This window comes from Neobacillus sp. NPDC058068 (assembly GCF_042885335.1).
Lineage (GTDB): Bacteria > Bacillota > Bacilli > Bacillales > Cytobacillaceae > Neobacillus.
On sequence record NZ_JBHVSI010000008.1, the window covers coordinates 64,679 to 84,325 of the forward strand.

23 protein-coding genes are annotated in these 19,647 nt (G+C 41.0%); 6 read left to right on the top strand and 17 right to left on the bottom strand.

Translation table 11 applies throughout. From position 1 onward, the window contains the following. Positions 1-148: 148 nt before the first annotated feature. Positions 149-289, top strand: coding sequence for a sporulation histidine kinase inhibitor Sda (sda, locus tag ACFVSW_RS11055; RefSeq protein WP_387315728.1), 141 nt, complete (start codon positions 149-151; stop codon positions 287-289). Positions 290-523: 234 nt separating this feature from the next. Here the strand turns inward: sda and ACFVSW_RS11060 are convergent, their stop codons facing one another. Then, a complete protein-coding gene (locus ACFVSW_RS11060; protein WP_387315730.1) occupies positions 524-1,306 on the bottom strand; it encodes a phosphatidylserine decarboxylase in 783 nt (260 codons plus the stop codon). Between the two features lie 121 nt (positions 1,307-1,427). Between ACFVSW_RS11060 and pssA the strand changes: the two genes are divergently transcribed. Both pssA and sigK read left to right on the top strand, forming a co-directional pair. Then, positions 1,428-1,967, top strand: coding sequence for a CDP-diacylglycerol--serine O-phosphatidyltransferase (gene pssA, locus ACFVSW_RS11065; protein WP_387315732.1), 540 nt, complete (start codon positions 1,428-1,430; stop codon positions 1,965-1,967). Between the two features lie 152 nt (positions 1,968-2,119). Beyond that, entirely contained in the window at positions 2,120-2,836 is a 717-nt protein-coding gene (gene sigK / locus ACFVSW_RS11070) for an RNA polymerase sporulation sigma factor SigK (RefSeq protein ID WP_387315735.1), read from the top strand. A 19-nt stretch (positions 2,837-2,855) separates the two neighbouring features. Here the strand turns inward: sigK and ACFVSW_RS11075 are convergent, their stop codons facing one another. Then, positions 2,856-3,830, bottom strand: a complete 975-nt coding sequence (locus ACFVSW_RS11075; protein WP_387315738.1) for a F510_1955 family glycosylhydrolase — start codon at positions 3,828-3,830, stop codon at positions 2,856-2,858. A gap of 181 nt (positions 3,831-4,011) precedes the next feature. On the opposite strand from ACFVSW_RS11075, the gene ACFVSW_RS11080 reads away from it, so the two are divergent. Together ACFVSW_RS11080 and ACFVSW_RS11085 are read left to right on the top strand one after the other, a co-directional pair. Next, positions 4,012-4,182, top strand: coding sequence for a hypothetical protein (locus ACFVSW_RS11080; RefSeq protein WP_387315741.1), 171 nt, complete (start codon positions 4,012-4,014; stop codon positions 4,180-4,182). 119 nt (positions 4,183-4,301) lie between these two features. Beyond that, a complete protein-coding gene (locus ACFVSW_RS11085) occupies positions 4,302-6,104 on the top strand; it encodes a M3 family oligoendopeptidase (protein ID WP_387315743.1) in 1,803 nt (600 codons plus the stop codon). A gap of 615 nt (positions 6,105-6,719) precedes the next feature. On the opposite strand, the gene ACFVSW_RS11090 is transcribed toward ACFVSW_RS11085, so the two are convergent. The 7 genes from ACFVSW_RS11090 to ACFVSW_RS11120 form a co-directional block, all read right to left on the bottom strand. Next, positions 6,720-6,860: a YrzI family small protein gene (locus tag ACFVSW_RS11090; protein ID WP_387315744.1), complete on the bottom strand. Its 141-nt coding sequence runs from the start codon at positions 6,858-6,860 to the stop codon at positions 6,720-6,722. A gap of 27 nt (positions 6,861-6,887) precedes the next feature. Then, entirely contained in the window at positions 6,888-7,031 is a 144-nt protein-coding gene (locus ACFVSW_RS11095) for a YrzI family small protein (RefSeq protein WP_387315746.1), read from the bottom strand. A 31-nt stretch (positions 7,032-7,062) separates the two neighbouring features. After that, positions 7,063-7,203, bottom strand: coding sequence for a YrzI family small protein (locus tag ACFVSW_RS11100; RefSeq protein WP_387315748.1), 141 nt, complete (start codon positions 7,201-7,203; stop codon positions 7,063-7,065). 473 nt (positions 7,204-7,676) lie between these two features. Further along, positions 7,677-8,810, bottom strand: a complete 1,134-nt coding sequence (locus ACFVSW_RS11105; protein WP_387315750.1) for a bifunctional cystathionine gamma-lyase/homocysteine desulfhydrase — start codon at positions 8,808-8,810, stop codon at positions 7,677-7,679. A 1-nt stretch (position 8,811) separates the two neighbouring features. Next, a complete protein-coding gene (locus ACFVSW_RS11110; protein ID WP_387315752.1) occupies positions 8,812-9,735 on the bottom strand; it encodes a PLP-dependent cysteine synthase family protein in 924 nt (307 codons plus the stop codon). Positions 9,736-9,753: 18 nt separating this feature from the next. Then, complete coding sequence (gene mtnN, locus ACFVSW_RS11115) at positions 9,754-10,449, bottom strand: 5'-methylthioadenosine/S-adenosylhomocysteine nucleosidase (RefSeq protein ID WP_387315754.1); 696 nt, start codon at positions 10,447-10,449, stop codon at positions 9,754-9,756. Between the two features lie 14 nt (positions 10,450-10,463). After that, complete coding sequence (locus ACFVSW_RS11120; protein ID WP_387315757.1) at positions 10,464-11,102, bottom strand: class I SAM-dependent DNA methyltransferase; 639 nt, start codon at positions 11,100-11,102, stop codon at positions 10,464-10,466. A gap of 185 nt (positions 11,103-11,287) precedes the next feature. Between ACFVSW_RS11120 and ACFVSW_RS11125 the strand changes: the two genes are divergently transcribed. Continuing rightward, positions 11,288-11,491, top strand: coding sequence for a DUF2536 family protein (locus ACFVSW_RS11125; protein ID WP_387315759.1), 204 nt, complete (start codon positions 11,288-11,290; stop codon positions 11,489-11,491). A 26-nt stretch (positions 11,492-11,517) separates the two neighbouring features. Here ACFVSW_RS11125 and ACFVSW_RS11130 read toward each other — a convergent pair whose 3' ends face one another. From ACFVSW_RS11130 to mltG, 8 genes are all read right to left on the bottom strand, one after another. Beyond that, positions 11,518-12,198, bottom strand: coding sequence for a YrrS family protein (locus ACFVSW_RS11130; protein ID WP_387315761.1), 681 nt, complete (start codon positions 12,196-12,198; stop codon positions 11,518-11,520). A 73-nt stretch (positions 12,199-12,271) separates the two neighbouring features. Further along, entirely contained in the window at positions 12,272-14,035 is a 1,764-nt protein-coding gene (locus tag ACFVSW_RS11135) for a peptidoglycan D,D-transpeptidase FtsI family protein (RefSeq protein ID WP_387315763.1), read from the bottom strand. 76 nt (positions 14,036-14,111) lie between these two features. Next, positions 14,112-14,588, bottom strand: a complete 477-nt coding sequence (greA, locus tag ACFVSW_RS11140) for a transcription elongation factor GreA (protein WP_387315765.1) — start codon at positions 14,586-14,588, stop codon at positions 14,112-14,114. A gap of 154 nt (positions 14,589-14,742) precedes the next feature. Next, on the bottom strand, positions 14,743-15,378 hold the full coding sequence (udk, locus tag ACFVSW_RS11145) for a uridine kinase (RefSeq protein WP_387315767.1): 636 nt from the start codon (positions 15,376-15,378) through the stop codon (positions 14,743-14,745). Between the two features lies 1 nt (position 15,379). Further along, the gene (locus tag ACFVSW_RS11150) at positions 15,380-16,648 is read right to left on the bottom strand and encodes a peptidase U32 family protein (protein ID WP_387315769.1); all 1,269 of its coding nucleotides are present in this window, start codon (positions 16,646-16,648) and stop codon (positions 15,380-15,382) included. 17 nt (positions 16,649-16,665) lie between these two features. Then, complete coding sequence (locus ACFVSW_RS11155; protein WP_387315771.1) at positions 16,666-17,595, bottom strand: peptidase U32 family protein; 930 nt, start codon at positions 17,593-17,595, stop codon at positions 16,666-16,668. Beyond that, positions 17,592-18,242, bottom strand: coding sequence for an O-methyltransferase (locus ACFVSW_RS11160; protein ID WP_387315773.1), 651 nt, complete (start codon positions 18,240-18,242; stop codon positions 17,592-17,594). Before ACFVSW_RS11160 ends, ACFVSW_RS11155 begins: the two co-directional genes overlap by 4 nt. Positions 18,243-18,472: 230 nt before the next feature. Then, complete coding sequence (gene mltG / locus ACFVSW_RS11165; RefSeq protein WP_387315775.1) at positions 18,473-19,609, bottom strand: endolytic transglycosylase MltG; 1,137 nt, start codon at positions 19,607-19,609, stop codon at positions 18,473-18,475. Positions 19,610-19,647 lie beyond the last annotated feature (38 nt).

The window sequence follows — 19,647 nt, forward strand, 5'->3', positions numbered from 1 at the left end:
GTTATCCACTAGAACCTGTGGATAATTGGAACGATTGTTCTCTAGGATTAAATTTGGTAGATTTAGGGTACACCAATTGAACGTACTACTATATGATAACATTTCAGCAAATAGCACCATTTATTTCTAATTGGAGGTGAATTCTGACATGCGGAAACTGTCAGATGAATTATTAATTGAGTCCTATTTTAAAGCAAGAGAGCTTAATTTAAGCCCAGAGTTTATTGGTCTCATTGAAACCGAAATTCAACGGCGGTCTTTATTCAATAAAATTAAGCGGTCTTCATAATCTTCTTACCTTGCCCTTTAAGGGCTTTTCTTTTTGCCATTTATTTCTTTGGCTGTGTTAAAAGTGAATGTTGATTTCCGTTCCAGGCGCTTCGCTTTCCGCGGGGCGGGCGGTGAGCCTCCTCGGCGCTAAGAGATAAGCGGGGTCTCACCTGTCCCGCTGCTCCCGCAGGAGTCTCGCGCCTTCCACTCCAATCAACATTGTGCTCAAAATCAACAATGTGCTTTAACACAGCTATTTCTTTAAGAAACCAATCTTTTCTCCAACTCTGATTTCTTTTGGGGTTTGAATAGCTGGATCTATTTGGAAAATATTTTTTTCGAATAATAAAACGACTGTCGACCCAAAACTAAAATAGGCCATTTCACTGCCCTTTTCCAATTTCGTCCCCGTATGTGTTGTTTCAATGGAATTAACAAACATGGCGCCAACCTTGACAATGGTTACATGTCCAAACTCCGTTTTCACTTCCGTCATGACACGGTAATTCTTTGCCAGCGTTCTAACTCCGTACTTTACCCCCCATTTATTAACTGGATACGATTTCCTTCCCAGCGTCCACTGCTTAGTAACATCGCCATCTACGGGACTATGAATTCGATGATAATGACTTGGGCTTAAATAAAGAATCATGTATGTACCATTTAAATACTTTGTTAACAATTCCTGATTTCCAAGCATTTCTTCAATGGAATAGGTCTTTTCTTTTACAACAATTTCACTAGTTTCTCTTATATGACCCACATCTTCGATAACCGCATCTACCGGACTAACAACAGAATGATCTGTTTGATCGATTACGCGTGCTTCTTTTTTTAACGTCCTAATAAATAAATCGTGAAGCGTGGGATATTCAGACAAGCCTTTCTCCATTTCTTCTTGGTTCAAATGATAAACTTTTGCAAAAGAAGGTACGATGAATCGACTGAGCCGCGAACGGGCAAATCCCTTTAGAACAACGGATGTCCACCTTCCATTCGTTAACTCAATCAAAAGACGATAAACAGTTTGTAACATTGAAAGACCCCCAAATAGTGTAAAAATACTCTTTACGAAATGACATAAAAGTCTTAGAATTAAATAAGATTAAACAAGGAAATATATTCCCTTTTGGCTAAAGAAAGGAGTGGTGAGAAAAATGTTTTTATTGGATGTATTTGATCAGACCATTAAAAAGCTTAAATCGCAAACAGCCAATGTGATAACCTTAGCAAATTTATCTTTAGGCGGATTTGCGATTGTGTTTGGACTTAATGGGAATTTAAGACTAAGCCTGCTGCTCATTTTTATTGCCGCCTTAGCAGACCGGTTCGACGGAATGATTGCCCGAAAGTTTAATATCGAATCAGAACTTGGCAAGCAATTAGATTCCATGAGTGATATTATATCATTTGGAGTGGCACCAGCACTATTACTATACCAAGGAATTTTAAATGAATTTGGCGGACCTGGATCATTTTTCACAGTTTTTTACATCGGCTGTGGCGCATTCAGATTAGCGAGGTTCAATATTACCGAAAGCAATGGATATTTTACCGGTTTACCGATTACCGCAGCCGGGTGTTTGGCAACCCTAAGCTTCTTGGCCATTCCATACGTTCCATCCCAAACGTTCTTATTCATTATTATCATTCTATCATTCCTAATGGTTAGTTCCTTTAAACTAAAAAAAGTATAAAATGAAAAGAAAAATGACCTGCTTACGCGAGATATCGATGGTCATTTTTTTTTGCATTCTTAAATAAAATTTTCTGGACAGACACAATTTCCCGTTTTTTTCATAGGAATTATTAATAGGCGTTGGCCTTAAAAGACGGGGGTGGGTATCTAATGTCTGGAATTTTAACAGCTCTCGGTTATTTAGTAAAAGAATTCCTTTTCCTTGTTTCCTATGTAAAGAATAATGCCTTTCCGCAACCCCTATCTGCTGGAGAAGAAAGAAAATACTTACGGTTAATGGCAGAAGGGGATTCGCATGCCCGTAATATGCTAATTGAACACAATCTGCGACTCGTTGCTCATATCGTGAAAAAATTCGAAAATACCGGCGAGGATTCCGAGGATTTAATCTCAATTGGAACCATCGGTTTAATCAAAGCGATTGAGAGTTACTCTGAAGGAAAAGGCACTAAGCTTGCCACCTATGCCGCACGATGTATCGAAAATGAAATCCTGATGCACTTGCGCGCGCTTAAGAAAACGAAAAAGGATGTTTCCCTGCATGACCCGATAGGCCAGGATAAAGAGGGGAATGAAATATCGCTTATTGATGTCCTTAAATCAGAATCTGAAGATGTCATTGATACCATCCAGCTTAACATGGAACTGGAGAAAATTAAAAAATATATCGAAGTACTTGATACTCGGGAAAAAGAAGTCATAATTGGCCGCTTTGGCCTCGATTTGCAAAAAGAAAAAACACAACGGGAAATTGCCAAAGAACTCGGGATATCAAGAAGCTATGTTTCAAGAATTGAAAAGCGGGCCCTAATGAAAATGTTCCACGAATTTTATCGCGCCGAGAAGGAAAGGAAGAAAAAAGGGTAAAAATAAAAAGAGCTGGAGATTACTCCTGCTCTTTTATGCCGCCGGAAAGAAGATTGCTCCATTTTTTTCCGCCATCAATGGATTCATATAGATCATTTTTATAAGTAGTGAATGCCATTTGATTCGTGTTTTTTGGATTAACTGTTAAGTAAGTAATCGGATTATCATAGTCCAAATACGGAAAGGCGATCCTCGTCTGATCTCCCGATGCAGGATTTAGCGTCTTTAATAAGATTTGTTCATTTTCCACACTGGAAAATAGAATGGAATCTCCGATAAACGTGAGCGCGGTAACCATAATTGGGTCGGTTATCAGCTTCATTGTGTTTCCGTTATCAGTTGAATAATAAATCCCTGACCTTGTAGACATGGCCATTATCGCACCATTGTTCGGGTGCACGGCCATCATTCCCAGTGAATCCGCGTTGAAATCCTTAAAGACACTCTTTTTCCATGTGCCGCCGTTATCGGTTGAGTAATTCACGCCTAAGCTTAAGGCATCATTCGGCTGTTCACTAATCACATACAGCCCGTTGCCAGAAAAACTAGACGCGATGAAATGAAAATTCGTTTTGCCATAGAGTGCTAATTTTTTTAGTGTTTTCCCCTTATCAGTACTTTGGACTAAACCTAATGGGTCTGAAAAGTCTGTCCCTTTTTGCGGATGTCCACTCGATAGAAAACCTGTTTCAAGCGCTTGGAAACCAATATAATCATGTTGATTCGTTGTTGTTTTGGTCCACTTTCCATCACTGTACATTTTCAATCCGTCATTTGCCACCAGATAAAGCGCATTGTCATTGCCTGGATAGCCAATCCCGCGAATATTTTTTACCTTAAACGATTTTGCCTCGACAATTTCAAAATTTGCATTTGATTCAGCCTTATTTTCTTGATTAGTTTTTTTGGTTTCTCCACTTTTATTTGAGCAGCCTGAGGCGATTAATAATATTCCTGAAAGAATCGCTATCATTAGTTTCAGTTGAAGCTTCACTATTTTTCCCCCTAAAAACATATATGGCGTTTCACACCACCATAGACAATCGAAGTTATCCATCCACTTATACCTCAATCCCCGTCCGGTTGTCAAATAATTGCATCAGGTAAACACCTGCCTATACAAGTAATTAACCAGGCACATACCCTGTAATAAATGGATAAAGGAGGGAATCCTGATGACTTACGGTTATCCAAATTCTTTCGGTTGTCCAGCACCCTATCCTGCTTACCCAGCTTATCCTGCTCCATATGCCCTCAGTGCCGGTATATGGATTGCAGTCATAATCGTTCTCTTTATTCTATTGTTTATCTTCGGAGCCTGGTGGTGGTATGCCAGTTTTTATTAAGAACTTTTGCGGCTTATGCACTTCTGCATAAGCCTCTTTATTTCGGAAACCGTAAAATATAGAATTTTTCGAAAGGTTACATTATAATAAAATAGTACATTAAAAAGGGGGTACACTGAATGACAGCCACTACATATTCAGAAGTTTGGGATCTAGACGTTTTTTTTAAAGGTGGAAGCGATTCTCCTGAGTTACAGGAACACCTTATTCAAACCGAAGACCTAATTCAAAATTTTGAAGCAAAAGTGAACAACTGGACACCGATTAATTCACTTGAGGACGCCAATTACTTGCAAGAGTTACTAGCGGATTTGGAAGTCGCCGCAAAGAAATTGTTTCAGGCGGGAGCCTTTGTCGGCTGTTTACTGGCGCAAAATACCGAAGATAAAAAGGCTTATTCTCTTGATGCGAAAATCACCAGTTTAGGCGCTGGCTTCCAAACAGCACTAGGTTCATTAGATAATCTGTTTACATCGATTGATGACGTTGTTTGGCAGCAGCTTGTAACAGCAGAACCTTTAAAGGAGCTCGCCTTCGTGTTAACAGAAAGCCGCGAAAAAGCCAAGGAGAAGCTCTCTAAAGAGGAAGAAGCCTTAATCAGCGCTCTTGAAGTGGACGGCTATCACAGCTGGGGACAACTATATGACTTAATTGTCAGCAAAATCAAAGTTTCATTTAATGAAAATGGTGAGGAGAAACAGCTGTCAGTAGGTCAAGCTTCCAACAAATTCTCCAGTTCTGACCGCGACGTCCGTTCAGCTGTTTTTAAAAATTGGGAAAAAGCTTGGGGGGAACAGAAAGACTTCCTAGCAAAAACGTTAAATCATCTGTCCGGATTTCGGTTGAATGTCTATAAAAAAAGAGGCTGGGAAGACGTCTTGAAGGAGGCGCTCAGCATTAACCGGATGGAGAAGGAAACGCTTGAAACAATGTGGGCCGTCATTTCTGAAAATAAGCAGAAGCTTGTTCAATATTTAGAGCGGAAAGCAAAGCTCTTGGGGCTTGAAAAGATGAGCTGGTTTGATTTAGATGCACCATATGGTAATACAGAATCAAAGGTATCTTATCAAGAAGGCGCCGAATTTATCGAACAGAACTTTGCACTGTTTGGCGAAAAAATGGCTGCTTTTACAAAGAATGCGTTTGAGGAGCAGTGGATTGAGGCAGAGGATCGCACTGGAAAAGCACCAGGAGGATTCTGTACCGGTTTACCTGAGAGTAAACAATCGCGCATCTTTATGACATACTCCGGGACACCATCCAATGTATCTACACTCGCACATGAGCTTGGGCATGCGTTTCATTCTTTTGCGATGAGAGATGTCCCGTTCCTTAACTGTAATTATGCGATGAACGTCGCCGAAACTGCATCAACTTTTGCGGAAATGATTGTCGCTGATGCAGCCGTAAAAAATGCTAAGGATGAAGAAGAAAAACTCGTTCTTTTAGATGATAAAATTCAAAGAACCGTCGCCCTTTTAATGAATATTCACGCCCGGTTCTTGTTTGAAACACGTTTTTATGAGGAAAGAAAACTTGGCACTGTATCTGTAGAAAAATTGAATGAATTGATGCTTGAGGCGCAGAAGGAAGCTTATTGCGGCGCTTTAGAGGAATATCATCCATTATTCTGGGCATCGAAGCTGCATTTCTTTATTACCGGTGTTCCATTCTATAACTTCCCATATACCTTCGGCTATCTTTTCTCCCTCGGTATTTATGCCAAGGCATTAGAGGAAGGAAAAGGCTATGAAGAAAAATACATGGCTCTATTGCGTGATACGGCATCAATGACAGTAGAGAACCTGGCAGAAAAACACTTACAAGTGGATCTAACCCAAAAAGACTTCTGGGAAAAAGCAGTCCACATCTGTCTAGATGATATTGATGAATTCTTAGAATTAACGAACGATAAATACTAAACATTTAAAAGCATCGGCCGTGTTAAAATGGCCGATGCTTTTTTATTTGTGTTTATTCTACTGTTATTTCAGAAATAATTACGCAGCCAATCGCCCCAGTGATAATTAAAGCCATCACAACCATGAACATATTCTCCACCCCTTAGGTTTATCCTGCTACTTCTACTTTGAATTTATCATATTTTGACAGTAGCAACCTTAGGGAAAAGTGAACATTTTGTTAACAAACATTTTTATTTTTTGGCTGTGTTAAAAGTGAATGTTGATTTCCGTTCCAGGCGCTTCGCTTTCCGCGGAGCGGGCGATGAGCCTCCTCGGCGCTAAAGCGCCTGCGGGGTCTCACCTGTCCCGCTACTCCCGCAGGAGTCTCGCGCCTTCCACTCCAATCAACATTGTGCTCAAAATCAACAATGTTCTTTAACACAGCCTATTTTTTAGATTTTCCTTTAAAGATAAGCGATAAAAATAAAATATGCAGCGGCATGTTTTTTACCTCCTATTCAACTTACTTTACTAGGTGGTATCCTTCGAATCCCAGAGGCTAGCACCCCGACCTTGCATTAGAAAAAACAACATATTAAAAACCACCTTTCTTTTTAGCAAATTTTAAAATCCTTACATGTAGCGGTACATCGAGACTTGACGATCTTTGTTTTGTTCATAAAGCCTTTCAACCATTTCTTGGTGTGCAGCTTCTTGAATGTTCATTTTACGTTTATTAATCGTAATTGTTAAAAAGAAGATATTAAGAGTCATTTTGATTCACTTCCTTTACTTAAAGCATTAATACATGAAATGTTGCATGGAAATTTGGCGGTCTTTGTTTTGTTCATACAGTTTCTCAACCATTTCTTGTTGAGCTGCCTCTTGAATGCTTACTTCTCGTTTTTTAAAGGTGATCGAGAAAAAGAATATATTTAAAGTCATTTTGAATCACTTCCTTTCGATAAAGCTCCGATTACATGAAATGATGTACGGAAATTTGACGGTCTCTGTTTTGCTCAAAAAGATTTTCAGCAAGTTCATTTTGAACAGCATCTACAAGGCTTGCTTGACGTTTTTTAATGGTAATCGAGAAAAAGAATATATTTAGGGTCATACCTGCCACCTCCTTTAACAGATTTTCTTTAGTATTTCGGTTCAGCAACATTTACAATTTATGCAAGCCATATCCATTTTGCGTGTAAAAAGGGCACAAAAAGGCCGCAAGAAGAAAAGAGTCCCCTTGCGGCCGGTCATTTTTGGACACAAAAATACCGCAAGGCGTCATTCTCCCTGCGGCATGGATATGTATTGTAACAAATTGTTAAGCAATCCATTCCAGTCTGGTCGAATGCGTGATATTCAAATATACAGTTTTCATGGCAGCGCCAGATGCAATTGTTACTAAAATCATTTTCTTCGACCTCCTTTTGGAATTTTTTACTTACAAGGGTAATTATATCCACACATCGATACTTTGTAAACCTTTTTCCCCCATTTTTTTAGAAAATAATGAAAAAGCCCCTAAAACATAAAAGGTGTCAGGCACCATGTGAATTTTTCACATGGTGCCTGACACCCTTTTTTTTCCTATTCTAACGCTTGGGTTAAATCCTCAAGTAGATCTTCAATATCCTCAAGACCTACGGAGATACGGACTAAGCCATCTGTGATGCCTAATTCTGCCCGCCGTTCTGCCGGAATCGAGGCATGGGTCATTCTTGCCGGAACAGAAATCAAGCTTTCGACTGCACCGAGGCTTTCAGCTAACGTAAAATATTTCACTTTACTTAACAAGCGGTCTGCATTTTCTGCACTGCCTACATCGAAGGAAACCATGCCGCCGAAGCCTCTTGTTTGCTGCTTAGCTAACTCATGGTTCGGGTGTGTTTCCAGACCTGGATAGAATACCTTTTTCACTGCTGAATGGCCTTCTAAGAATGCCACAATCGCCGCTGTATTGGCTTCCATTTCTTCCAAGCGAATCCCCAATGTCCGCATTCCACGAATTAACAGCCATGAATCTTGCGGCCCCAATATACCTCCAGTGGAATTTTGAATAAAATGAAGGTCTTCAGCCAGTTCCCTGCTATTTACAACCGCTAACCCTGCAACAACATCGCTATGGCCCCCAAGGTATTTTGTTGCACTATGAAGGACAATATCAGCACCAAGCTCAATCGGATTTTGCCAATATGGCGTAGAGAATGTGTTATCTACGATTGTCAGCAGATTATGCTCTTTCGCAAGCTTTGCGACTGCCTGAATATCTGTAATCTTTAATAACGGGTTGGTTGGTGTTTCTAAATGAATTGCCTTTGTATTTGGTCTAATTTCATTTTTAATATTCTCTAAGTCGGTTGTATCAACAAAGGTGGAGTCAATTCCTAGACGATTCAATACCTTCGTCATGACACGAAATGAGCCGCCGTATACATCATCCGTCAAAATAACGTGATCACCGCTGTTAAATAGCATCATAACAGCCGTCATCGCCGCCATCCCGGAGCCAAATGCAAATCCAGCTTCGCCGCCCTCAAGATCTTTAATCAGTTCTTCTAGTGCGTTCCTCGTCGGATTGCCGGTGCGCGAGTATTCGAACCCTTTGTGTCCGCCGACACCCTCCTGCTTATACGTACTTACTTGATAAATCGGAAAAGAAACCGCTCCTGTTGCTGGATCTTCACTAATGCCGCCATGAATCAATTTCGTTTTTCTTCTCATCCTAAATTCCCCCCTCAAAGATTTTTTTGCTTAAATATCGTTCACTGCCGTCTGGAAAAACAACAACGATGTTGGTGCCAGCCTTAGCTATTTCCGCCTCTTTGATCGCAGCATAAAGGGCTGCTCCAGAAGAACTGCCGACAAGCAGCCCCTCTTTAGCCGCTAATTCCTTGACGAGGTGAAAGGCATTCTCGTCGGTAACGGTGTGAATCGCATCAAAATAGACAGGCTCCATAAACGGTGGCAAAAACTCCATGCCAATTCCCTCTATTTTATGTGGGCCAGGTTCGCCGCCATTTAAAATCGAACCTTCTGGCTCGACAATGACCGTTTTTATTTGTTTCTGTTGTTCTTTCAAAAAACGGGCAGTTCCCATGAATGTACCACCTGAACCTGCTCCTGAAACGAAAACGTCTAACTCACCATCAAGTTGATCCCAGAGCTCAGGTCCTAATGTTTTATAATATGTCTCGGGATTAGCCGGATTGGCGAATTGCTGTGGACAGTAAGAACCGGGAATTTCTGTAAGCATCGCTTCTGCTTTAGCAATCGCTCCTTTAATTCCTAACTCCGTTGGTGTATGAACGATTTTCGCCCCAAGCGCTTTCATGATTTCCTGCTTTTCCATACTGAATTTTTCCGGTATGCAAAAAATTACCTGTACCCCTTTATTGATGGCTGCAAGCGCCAAGCCAATCCCGGTATTTCCGGCAGTCGGCTCAATTACCGTACCTCCCGTACGAAGATTACCGCTCGAAAAGGCCTCACGCAACAGTTCAATTCCGAGCCTGTCTTTGACACTTCCCCCTGGATTCATGAACTCCAATTTGGCAAAAATACGAACACCCTCAGGCAATGAAAACTGAGTAATTTCAACGATTGGTGTGTGGCCAATTAATTCATGAACATTTTTGTAGACCTTCATTTCTCCACCCCTGTTAACCTAACGTAAGGCTGCTACCATTTTCATTACCAATGTAGCAGAATTAGTTGCTGCTTTATCAATAAACTGATCAAACGAAAGTTCGGATTCCTTTCCGGCAATATCAGAAAGCGAACGAATAATCACGAAAGGAACGCCAAAGCGATGAGCTACTTGCGCGATGGCCGCAGCCTCCATTTCAACTGCTTGTAACTCCGTAAATTTGGAACGGACGAAATCAACACGGACTGGGTCCTCCATGAAAGAATCTCCGGTAACAATCAAGCCCTTCACGATTTGGAAGTTTTCCAATTCATTTGCCGCTGCCTCTGCAACTGCCATTAATTTTTCATCGGCTACAAAGGCTGCCGGAAGCTGTGGAACTTGACCATATTCATAGCCAAATGCAGTTACATCGACGTCATGATGACGAACCTCCGTTGAAATTACAGCATCTCCGACATTAAGTGCTGGATTGAAGCCCCCTGCTGAACCGGTGTTGATAATGCAATCAGGCTTATATTTTTCAAGCAGGATCGTCGTCGACATGGCGGCATTGACTTTGCCAATTCCTGAACGGAGGAGAATCACTTCCGCACCATGCATGGTTCCAAACGTAAATTCGCATCCTGCTACTGTTTCTTGTGTTTGATTGTCAATATTTTCTCTTAGTAATTTAACTTCTTCTTCCATTGCTCCGATGATGGCGATTTTCATAATTTGACCTCTTTCTACTGTTTTACGGCATCCAATAACCAGACAAAATCGTTAAATCGTGTAAAGGTAACACTAAAACGGTTTTCTTCTAAGATATTTGTTAAAAACGGAATCGTTGTATAATATTCAGTTTCCAAATCTTTTGCCAGGTTAAGATAGCCTTGATGTTTTGCTTTTACGATCGCATGATTATAATCTGCCGCGGATTCAAACATCGTATCCGCAAACACTATTCTACCACCTTTTGAAAGCAGGCTGCCATAGTGATTAATAGCGTTTGCTTTTTCATCATCGGTGAGATGGTGGAAGGCGTACGTGCTGACAAAGGTATCAATATTGTTTACCTTTGGAAACTGAAGAAAATCACCATCAAGAAGGACTGCTTTATTGTCAAGCTTTGCTTCAGCAATTTTCCTCATCGGAGGAGAAGGTTCAATTCCGGTCACTCTTAGCCCTCTTGCCAACAGCTTTTGTGTCAAATTGCCTGTTCCCACACCAAATTCCACTACATGACCACTGGAACGGTCAGCAACGGCAGCTAATATTTGCTCATACTTTGAAAATACTTCTTTATATTCTATATCATGACCAATGACCGTATCATCGTAAGAATCAGCCCATTGATCAAAAATGTCTAAAAATTCTCTGCCCATAAAATCAGCCTCCATATATAAACGCATAATTCCTATGAGTATACTATGAATTAATTCAAAACAATGTTATCACACTTCACACTTTGGGACAAGGGGACAGGCACTTTGTCCCAAAACTTTTAAACAATCACGTTGCTAGGAGTGAAGGAAATAACTAAAATGGAATTATGGAAAGGATGATTTAGATGAATTTTCAATTTGACTTATTTGAGGATAAAGTGGAATTTTTCGAAGCCAATAATCTTAAAACCTTGCAGAAAAAGATTGAAGCACAAATTGATGAAAATAGAGCTATCTTGCTTGGGGTACATTCTGTCTCCCACCAAATGCACGTCAACGAAAACGGACAAACCTACTTTACAGCTGTAGTTCATTTTAAAAAGAAATAGGGACAGAGGCCTGTCCCCATGTCCCATTACCTTTGTAGTTCTGCTAGTTCTTCGACTTTGGTTGGCATCCAGCCTTGGCCGTCGACCCATTTAATATAAACTTTATATTTTTGTGTTTTATCCTTGGAGTGGACGGTTCCGATTGATGCGTTGGTGGTTGATTTGTCACTGCCCAGCCAAAAAACCGTCATGTTGCTTGGGTCTAATCCGGTTGCATAGGAGATAGCATTCTTCATCTCTTCCCAATCTGTTCCGCTATAAACTGGGGTATGATTACCTGTTTGCGATGTTCCAACGGGCTTCCAGCTCGGATTTTCGATTGTTTTTAGCACATTGGAAGAGGTGCCCCCACCTGACACGACGGCCTGCGAATCATCCGGCTTTTCTGGTGTGGTTGTTTCCTCACTCGGTTGGTCGCCCGCCGTAGTATCATCAGATGAGCTGTCATCCTTTTTGGTGTCCTCTTCTTTTTTAACGTCCTCATCTTTTTTCTTATCCTTAACCTCTTTATGTTCCGTATCATTTTGCGCTGTTTTTGGGCTTTCCTTCTTTGGTGCTGCCTTGTCATTCCCTGATGCAAAAATATTGTATGCGACAAAAATAATTAACAGGAGCACAACGATTATTAAACCATTTAATACGATATTCGTCTTTTTTCTTTTCGCACGGTATCCAGAACGCGAATTAGAATTAAAATCATTACTCAACTATATCACTCCTAAACATAAGGCTCTCAATATTCTAACATGATTTGCAGAGAACTTGAAGGGAAAACCTTTTTCACTGTCCCTTTCCATGATCATTTTCATACAGCATCTTGACCATATCAGCAAATAACAAATTAACCCCGCCTTCCGAATCCAGCACATCCAGGTTAACAGCCACTAACGCATATTTAGGATGTTGGTAAGGAAAATAGCCGGCAAACCATTTATTATGCAATTGTTTGCCATCTTCATATTTCCCTGTTTCCGCGGTACCCGATTTTCCTGCGACATCGTATGGCAAATCCTTAAACCATCTTCCCGTGCCATTGGGGTTAAGCACAACTTCACGGAGTAGCTTCTGCAGCTTCATAGCGGTATAAGGAGAAATAGTTTCTCCCTTTATACTTTGCTCGGGAAAATCAACCATCGTTGTCCCGTTTTTATACTCAATTTTCGAAACAGCCCTGACCATCTCTTTTTTACCACCTCTGGCAATCGTCGCCATCATATTGGCGACTGCTAATGGTGTCGCACGCACTTCATTCTGACCAATTCCCGACATCGCCACAAAATTTGCATCTTTTCGGGCTTCATCTGTCAAAAACACCCTGCCATTATCTTCGCCAGCAAGCTGCTTGAAATTGCTTGTATGATAAACATCCCCCTGCCAGCCGTTAGTGCCTGTCAGTGATAATTTAGAGGCATAGTCCTCTAACATGTGAGAGTCTGTTGTTTGCAGCTCTCTTGCCAGCTCGCCAAACGTCCGATTGCAGCTTCTTGCAAAGCTATAGGTAAAATCCAGCATTCCATAATCGTAGGTTAGTTCCGGCTTCCCGTTAATTTTTTTACTGCAATCAAAAAGCCGGGCGGGGTCGGCAAGATTATGATCGATGGCTGCCGCGGCAACAACGGTTTTAAACACTGAACCGATAATCTGCTGTTTTAACATCCGATTGGTAATTCCTGCGCTGCTATAAGGGTCCTTTTTATTCATCATTGGCCGTGACACCATTGCGAGTACGCTATTGTCCTCAATATCAAGAAGCACTAAACCGCCTTTTTTTATCTGATACTTATCGACTAAATCCTCCGCTTTTAGCTGGAGGCTTTTATCAATCGATGTCCGCACATTTACAGGATAAAACGGGTTCGCCGGGTCGACATACTTGACATTGATTCCGAACAGCGGTGCACCGCCGCCATCTACATGGTAAACAAGCTTTGATTTTCCTTCAGGGAGCAGGAATTCATCAAAGCTTTCTTCAAGCCCGGAGACACCTAGGAGTGTTTTCTCCGAGAGTTCTTTATTCGGGTAACGTTTCTTTAATTCTTGCGGGTTTTCACCTGTCAGACCAAGTAACTGTTCCGCAGGTATATCAGAACGTTCAAACTTTTTTTCAATGGCAAACACACCAGGTATTTTCAAGTCATTGATTCGTTCCATTTGTGAAGCGGTCAACTCACGCGGTTCCGGATCGCCAAAAGCGAACGGCTTTTTTGCCCCTGCTACTGCTGTTTGCAGTATTTGAACCGGTATCCCGGAAATATCCGACACCATTTCAATCTCCCAGTCGATTTTTTTCAAAAACGGAAATAGGACAAGAACGGACACCTTTTTATGCGTCAGCATATCCCCGTTACGGTCAAGAAAGTTCCCTCTGCCATTATCGATTACCAGCTCTTGGGTTCTTTGTTTGACACTTTCTTCGAGTAAATTCACATTATGTTTTGAAAAAGTTTCGGTCTCAATTAATTGGATTTGCATTAGACGGATTAAAAGCAGCAGCAAACCAGTTATACAAATGAACAGCCATCCAAGCGCCCGTTTTCTCCACATAAAAAACACCTCGTCAAAAGTTTTGACGAGGTTTGTAAATTTCAAACAATGTTCAAATGAATAAAGATAATTTCAATTATTTAATGCTAACGATGCGGACGCTCATTTCACCGCCTGGCGTTTGAACGGAAACTTGATCGCCAACTTTCTTACCTAATAAACTTTTCGCTATTGGTGAATCGTTGGAGATTTTCCCTTCAAATGGATCGGCCTCAGCACTTCCGACAATGGAATACGTTTCTTCATCACCATCTGGAAGCTCAACAAAGGTTACCGATCTGCCTAATGCAACGGAATCGCCTGTCATATCGCCTTCTGCGATAATTTTAGCATTGCGAACCATATTTTCTAAGGTTGTAATTCGGCCTTCAACAAAAGCCTGCTCCTCTTTCGCGGAATCATACTCGGAGTTTTCTGATAAATCACCAAAGCTTCGCGCGATTTTAATTCTTTCCACCACTTCTTTACGCTTCACTGATTTTAAATACTCAAGTTCTTGAACTAATTTGTCTTTTCCTGCTTGTGTCATTGGAAATACTTTCTCAGCAGCCAAAATCCTCACTCCTTCTAGTCTTCACAAATCCCCATTAGAATTGTGTATGTAGTGTATGTAGGTATTATGCAGATTACGCATAATATATAGCAGCGCGTCCTTTTATAATAAGGGCGCGCAACTAAATATTTAATCCTTTTCTTTTGCTATTGTGTCACAAAAATGATTTTTGTTCAAGAATTGTTTGAATTTTTGTGACCATTAAATCGATGGCAACATGGTTTTGCCCGCCCTCTGGAATAATCACATCCGCATATCGCTTCGTAGGTTCGATAAATTGATTGTGCATCGGCCGGACCACATTTAAATATTGATCGATAACGGAATCAAAGCTCCGCCCGCGTTCCTTAATATCACGCGTCATGCGGCGAATAATCCGTAAATCAGCATCGGTATCAACATACAATTTAATGTCCATTAAATCGCGAAGCCGATCGTCTTCAAGCACCAATATTCCTTCCAAAATAATTACATCCTGAGGTTCAACCTGAATAACCTTTTCTGAACGGGTATGAATCGAATAATCATAAACCGGTTTCTCAATTGCCTCATATCGCAACAGCTTTTCAATATGTTCAATTAGTAAATCATTATCAAAGGCCAGCGGATGATCATAATTTGTTTTTAAACGTTCTTCAAAAGGCAAATCAGCTTGATCCTTATAATAATAATCCTGTTCTAATACTAAAATAGAATGATCCTTCAAACTTTCATAAATCGCTTTTGTTACACTGGTTTTGCCGGAGCCGGAGCCGCCGGTAACACCAATAACAACAGGTCTCTGCATCATGCTAGTTCTCCTTTCGCATCATGTTGTCAGGGTATACCGGTTTGTCCAATTTAAATTGCACAATCTGAAGAGGGTGTCTAGCTGCATCCAGTTCATTACCTTTTTCATCCCATATTTTATCTACTACATGTGTAAAATTTTGAATTTCTGGTCCGAAGAATTCCACTTCTTCCCCTGGTTTAAAATGGTTCCGCTGCTGCAGGGTTACCATTTGCGTTTCCTTGTTGTAATCCAAGACAAGACCGACAAATTCAAAACTAGTCTTCTTGCTATGATTACCAAACATTTGCTCTTTATACCCGGGAACGCCTTCAAAAAACGCCGGAGCCGTTTCACGGTTTGCACATTTATCGAGCTCTACTAACCATTCCCGCTGAATCACAAAATTCTCAGGGTCGGCACAATAAGCGTCAATCACCTTGCGATAAACGCTGACAACTGTTGCGATATAATGAATCGATTTCATCCGGCCTTCGATTTTTAAACTGTCAATACCCAATTCAATCATCTGTGGAATCGCCTGAATTAAATTAAGATCCTTCGGGCTCATTGCAAACGGGGCATCACCCTCTGCATAAAGTGCATTTTCGTTCTCGCCCTCTAGTTGATATAGATCATAATCCCAGCGGCATGACTGACAGCAGCCGCCGCGGTTGGAATCCCGAGCGGTCATATGGTTGCTCAAAGTACAACGTCCAGAGTAGGCAATGCACATTGCTCCATGAATAAAGGTTTCAATTTCAACATCAACCTTTTCCTTCATTTCTCTGATTTCTTCCGCACTTACTTCTCGTGCTAAAACAACCCGTTCCGCCCCTGACTCTTTCCAAAACTGAGCAGCTTTCCAGTTGGATAGTGATTGCTGTGTACTAATATGGATTTCAATCTCTGGAGCAAGCCGCTGGCACGTTTCAATAATGAGCGGATCGGCGACAATAATCCCGGCAATTCCGGTCTCCTTTAAGCCAAGTATATATTCCTCTAAGCCGGCAATATTTTCGTTATGAGCAAAAATATTTGTCGTTACATAAATCTTTGCACCAAAATTTTGGGCAAATTCGACGCCTTCTTTCATTTCTTCAAATGTAAAGTTATCGGCGTTTGAACGCAGTCCATATTCCTGACCGCCGATAAATACGGCATCGGCACCATATTGAACCGCAATTTTCAGCTTTTCAAGATTGCCTGCTGGGGCAAGGAGTTCCGGCTTCTTCACAATGACACGTTTCCCGTCGATGATCTCAGAAATTTTATCTTTAACTGTATTCACGATTGAACTCCTCCCTTTTAATATACTGTCTCTTTAAAATAGAACCCTGTATCTAGCGAACGATTTGCAGGCTGAATTTCTTCGATTGCCTCAAGTAGCTCATCCTTTTTATCATCATAAGCATCTGGGTCCTCGAAAAATAAATCAATGGCGTCACGATATAGTTTCGTCACTTCCAAGATATACTCTGGACTCTTTAAGATTCCGTCAATTTTAAACGAGTCTACTCCAGCTTCTAACATATCTTGAAGCTCGTCAATGATACAAATATCATTTGGACTCATAATATGGGTACCATTTTCATCTTCAAAAATGGGATATTTATTAGCACGTTCTTTGTCGTGCAGGAACATATTTTTTTCCATCTTGCGATTTTCAATTTCCATGACTTTCCCTTGGTACTCATAATAATTCCCAAGGAGAGTGCGTTTCGATTGGAACATACAGCTCATTCCATGAACCTGTACTTCAATTTCCACATCGGCATTTTCCTTAATTTCGACTATCGTATCCATGTTGATTTCTCGGGCCAGAACAGATCTTTTCGCACCTTTTCTCCCCCAATAATTACACGTGTACCAATTCGTGCCTGTTGTCTCAGTACTCCAATGAAGCTTCATTTCAGGAGCAACTTCTTTAGCTGTCATTAATACCGCCGGGTCGCCGAAAATAATGGCATCCGCCTTTGCCGCTGCGGCAAATTGAATATAATCGCCGAGTTCTTCAATTTTTTCATTGTGAAAAACCGCATTCATCGCGATGTAGACTTTTTTCCCTTTGGAATGAGCAAGATCAATCGCCTTTTCGACATCCTTACGGTTGAACTCACCGGCAAGCCGTAATCCATATCGCTGTTCCCCGACAACAAACGCATCCGCTCCCGCTTCAGCTAAAGGCACTATATCATCGACAGTCAATGGTGTAACTAGCAATTCTGGTTTCTTCATTTCCTCTCACCTCTTCTTTTGCTGATAGCGACTCCGTCCCCGACAGGAAGAATCACCGAATCATAATTCGGATGAGTCATTAACCAGCGGTTAAAGTCATCAATTTTCTTCACGAGATTACGGATTCTCTTAGATTCAATTTCTGATTCAGCGACAAGTCCTTTAAACAAGACATTATCAGTAATAATCATCCCATCTTCAGTTAAATAGTCAGCATATATTTCAAAGAACTTCTTATATTGACCTTTTGCTGCATCAATAAATATCGCATCAAATGGAGCATATTGACTTACTTCGGCAGCAACTTCAAGCGCATCACCTTTGATTAAGGTAATTTGCTCACCAAAACCCGAACGGTGGATAAATTCCTGAGCAGCATTTATTCGCTCCTCGTCGCGCTCAATTGTAACGATGTGCGCACCTTTTAGTGCCCCTGCCATCCTTAAGGCCGAATAACCAATCGCGGTTCCAACCTCAAGAATTTTTTTTGAACGATGAATCCGCAATAATTGCAGCATTGTTTCAATTCCGGCAAGCTCCATAATCGGGACATGATGCACTTTTGCGTAGCTTTCCATTTCCATTAACAACGGATTCCGCTCAGCTATTAGACCTTCAATATAAAAATGCAGCTTCTCATTTAACAAGCTGCCACCACCTCTATTCTTGAAACAAACTATTGCTCTTTAGACATGAAAAAATAGCGTTCACAGGTGCGGATGTCACGAGCTGAACGAATTCAAACTCGGGGTTCGTTTCGAGCAGTTTTGCCGCAAATGTACCTTACTGTGAGTTACGCTATAAATTACGTTTAAAACACCTGTACTATTTTATCACAAATTAAAGGGGGATGCGAACTTCCCCCAAAAATTATGAGTTATTTTTTATTGGAAATATGCTTGGCTTTTTCCGTATTGTGTTCTTCTAATGTTTTTGTAAAAATAACTTCACCTTCAGCGGTTGCCAGGAAGTAATAATAATCAGTTTCCGCAGGCTCCAATGCAGCTTCAATAGAAGCCTTTCCGGCGTTGGCAATCGGTCCCGGTGGCAGACCAGTATGTTGATACGTGTTATAAGGTGAGTTCACCTCTAAATCCTTATATAAAACCTTTTCTTTATGCTTCCCTTGCGCATATAGGACGGTTGGGTCTGTTTGCAGCAGCATTCCCTTCTTCATCCGATTATAGAATACGCTGGCTATCTTTTTACGGTCGGCCGTCCCGGTTGCTTCTTCTTCAACTAAAGAGGCCATTGTTAATAATTGATGGACTGACAGCTTTTTAGCATTGCTTTCTTCAGCGTAATCCGCTAACACAGCCCGTGTTTTATCAAGCATTGCCGTGACCATTTCTTCGACTGTAGGGTTCGGCTTATAGAATGGATAGGTTGCCGGGAAGAGGTAGCCTTCAAGCTTATATTTTATCGAACCATTCATGATTTCGTCGGATAAGACCTCAGGGTATTTGACCATGAGCCCTTTAATAAACTCTTTATCATTTAATTTATTTAAGACATCCTCTTCGTTCTGCTTGGTAGCCTTGGCCATAATGGCGGCAATTTCCTGGAGCTGCTTCCCTTCTGGAATCGTGATTTTAAAGCTGGCCTTCGCGAGGACCTTCCCTGTTTTCAAGCGGCTGACAATTTCAGGTACATCCATTGATGGACTAAGCTGGTAATCACCGGCCATAAATCCGCCTTCATTTTTCAATTTTACATAATACTTAAATACTTTTGCGTTTTTGATAACACCATTTTTTTCTAACGTTTGCGCAATTCCAGTCACCGAAGAGCCAATCGGGATTTCCACTGTTTTCTGAATCTTACTTTTAGAATCGACTGGTTTAAGTGCTGATTGTATGTAAAGATAACCTCCACCGCCAATAAAGACTATGAATAATAGCAATAAAATAGAAATAATTAATACAATCTTTCTGACAACTCTTGCTTCACTTTGATGTTCGAGCATTTTTTCTCGAATAGCGGCTTTTTTTGTGTTCTTTTCGTCTGTTGTCATTGTCTTCCCCCTTCCCCTTTGGCCAAAGTAACAAAAGA

What these genes read in the sequence shown, in the direction of transcription:
- sda (WP_387315728.1), top strand. Translation starts at nt 149, where the DNA reads ATGCGGAAACTGTCAGATGAATTATTAATTGAGTCCTATTTTAAAGCA.
- ACFVSW_RS11060 (WP_387315730.1), bottom strand. Translation starts at nt 1,306, where the DNA reads ATGTTACAAACTGTTTATCGTCTTTTGATTGAGTTAACGAATGGAAGG.
- pssA (WP_387315732.1), top strand. Translation starts at nt 1,428, where the DNA reads ATGTTTTTATTGGATGTATTTGATCAGACCATTAAAAAGCTTAAATCG.
- sigK (WP_387315735.1), top strand. Translation starts at nt 2,120, where the DNA reads ATGTCTGGAATTTTAACAGCTCTCGGTTATTTAGTAAAAGAATTCCTT.
- ACFVSW_RS11080 (WP_387315741.1), top strand. Translation starts at nt 4,012, where the DNA reads ATGACTTACGGTTATCCAAATTCTTTCGGTTGTCCAGCACCCTATCCT.
- ACFVSW_RS11085 (WP_387315743.1), top strand. Translation starts at nt 4,302, where the DNA reads ATGACAGCCACTACATATTCAGAAGTTTGGGATCTAGACGTTTTTTTT.
- ACFVSW_RS11090 (WP_387315744.1), bottom strand. Translation starts at nt 6,860, where the DNA reads ATGACTCTTAATATCTTCTTTTTAACAATTACGATTAATAAACGTAAA.
- ACFVSW_RS11095 (WP_387315746.1), bottom strand. Translation starts at nt 7,031, where the DNA reads ATGACTTTAAATATATTCTTTTTCTCGATCACCTTTAAAAAACGAGAA.
- ACFVSW_RS11100 (WP_387315748.1), bottom strand. Translation starts at nt 7,203, where the DNA reads ATGACCCTAAATATATTCTTTTTCTCGATTACCATTAAAAAACGTCAA.
- ACFVSW_RS11105 (WP_387315750.1), bottom strand. Translation starts at nt 8,810, where the DNA reads ATGAGAAGAAAAACGAAATTGATTCATGGCGGCATTAGTGAAGATCCA.
- ACFVSW_RS11110 (WP_387315752.1), bottom strand. Translation starts at nt 9,735, where the DNA reads ATGAAGGTCTACAAAAATGTTCATGAATTAATTGGCCACACACCAATC.
- mtnN (WP_387315754.1), bottom strand. Translation starts at nt 10,449, where the DNA reads ATGAAAATCGCCATCATCGGAGCAATGGAAGAAGAAGTTAAATTACTA.
- ACFVSW_RS11120 (WP_387315757.1), bottom strand. Translation starts at nt 11,102, where the DNA reads ATGGGCAGAGAATTTTTAGACATTTTTGATCAATGGGCTGATTCTTAC.
- ACFVSW_RS11125 (WP_387315759.1), top strand. Translation starts at nt 11,288, where the DNA reads ATGAATTTTCAATTTGACTTATTTGAGGATAAAGTGGAATTTTTCGAA.
- ACFVSW_RS11135 (WP_387315763.1), bottom strand. Translation starts at nt 14,035, where the DNA reads ATGTGGAGAAAACGGGCGCTTGGATGGCTGTTCATTTGTATAACTGGT.
- udk (WP_387315767.1), bottom strand. Translation starts at nt 15,378, where the DNA reads ATGATGCAGAGACCTGTTGTTATTGGTGTTACCGGCGGCTCCGGCTCC.
- ACFVSW_RS11155 (WP_387315771.1), bottom strand. Translation starts at nt 17,595, where the DNA reads ATGAAGAAACCAGAATTGCTAGTTACACCATTGACTGTCGATGATATA.
- mltG (WP_387315775.1), bottom strand. Translation starts at nt 19,609, where the DNA reads ATGACAACAGACGAAAAGAACACAAAAAAAGCCGCTATTCGAGAAAAA.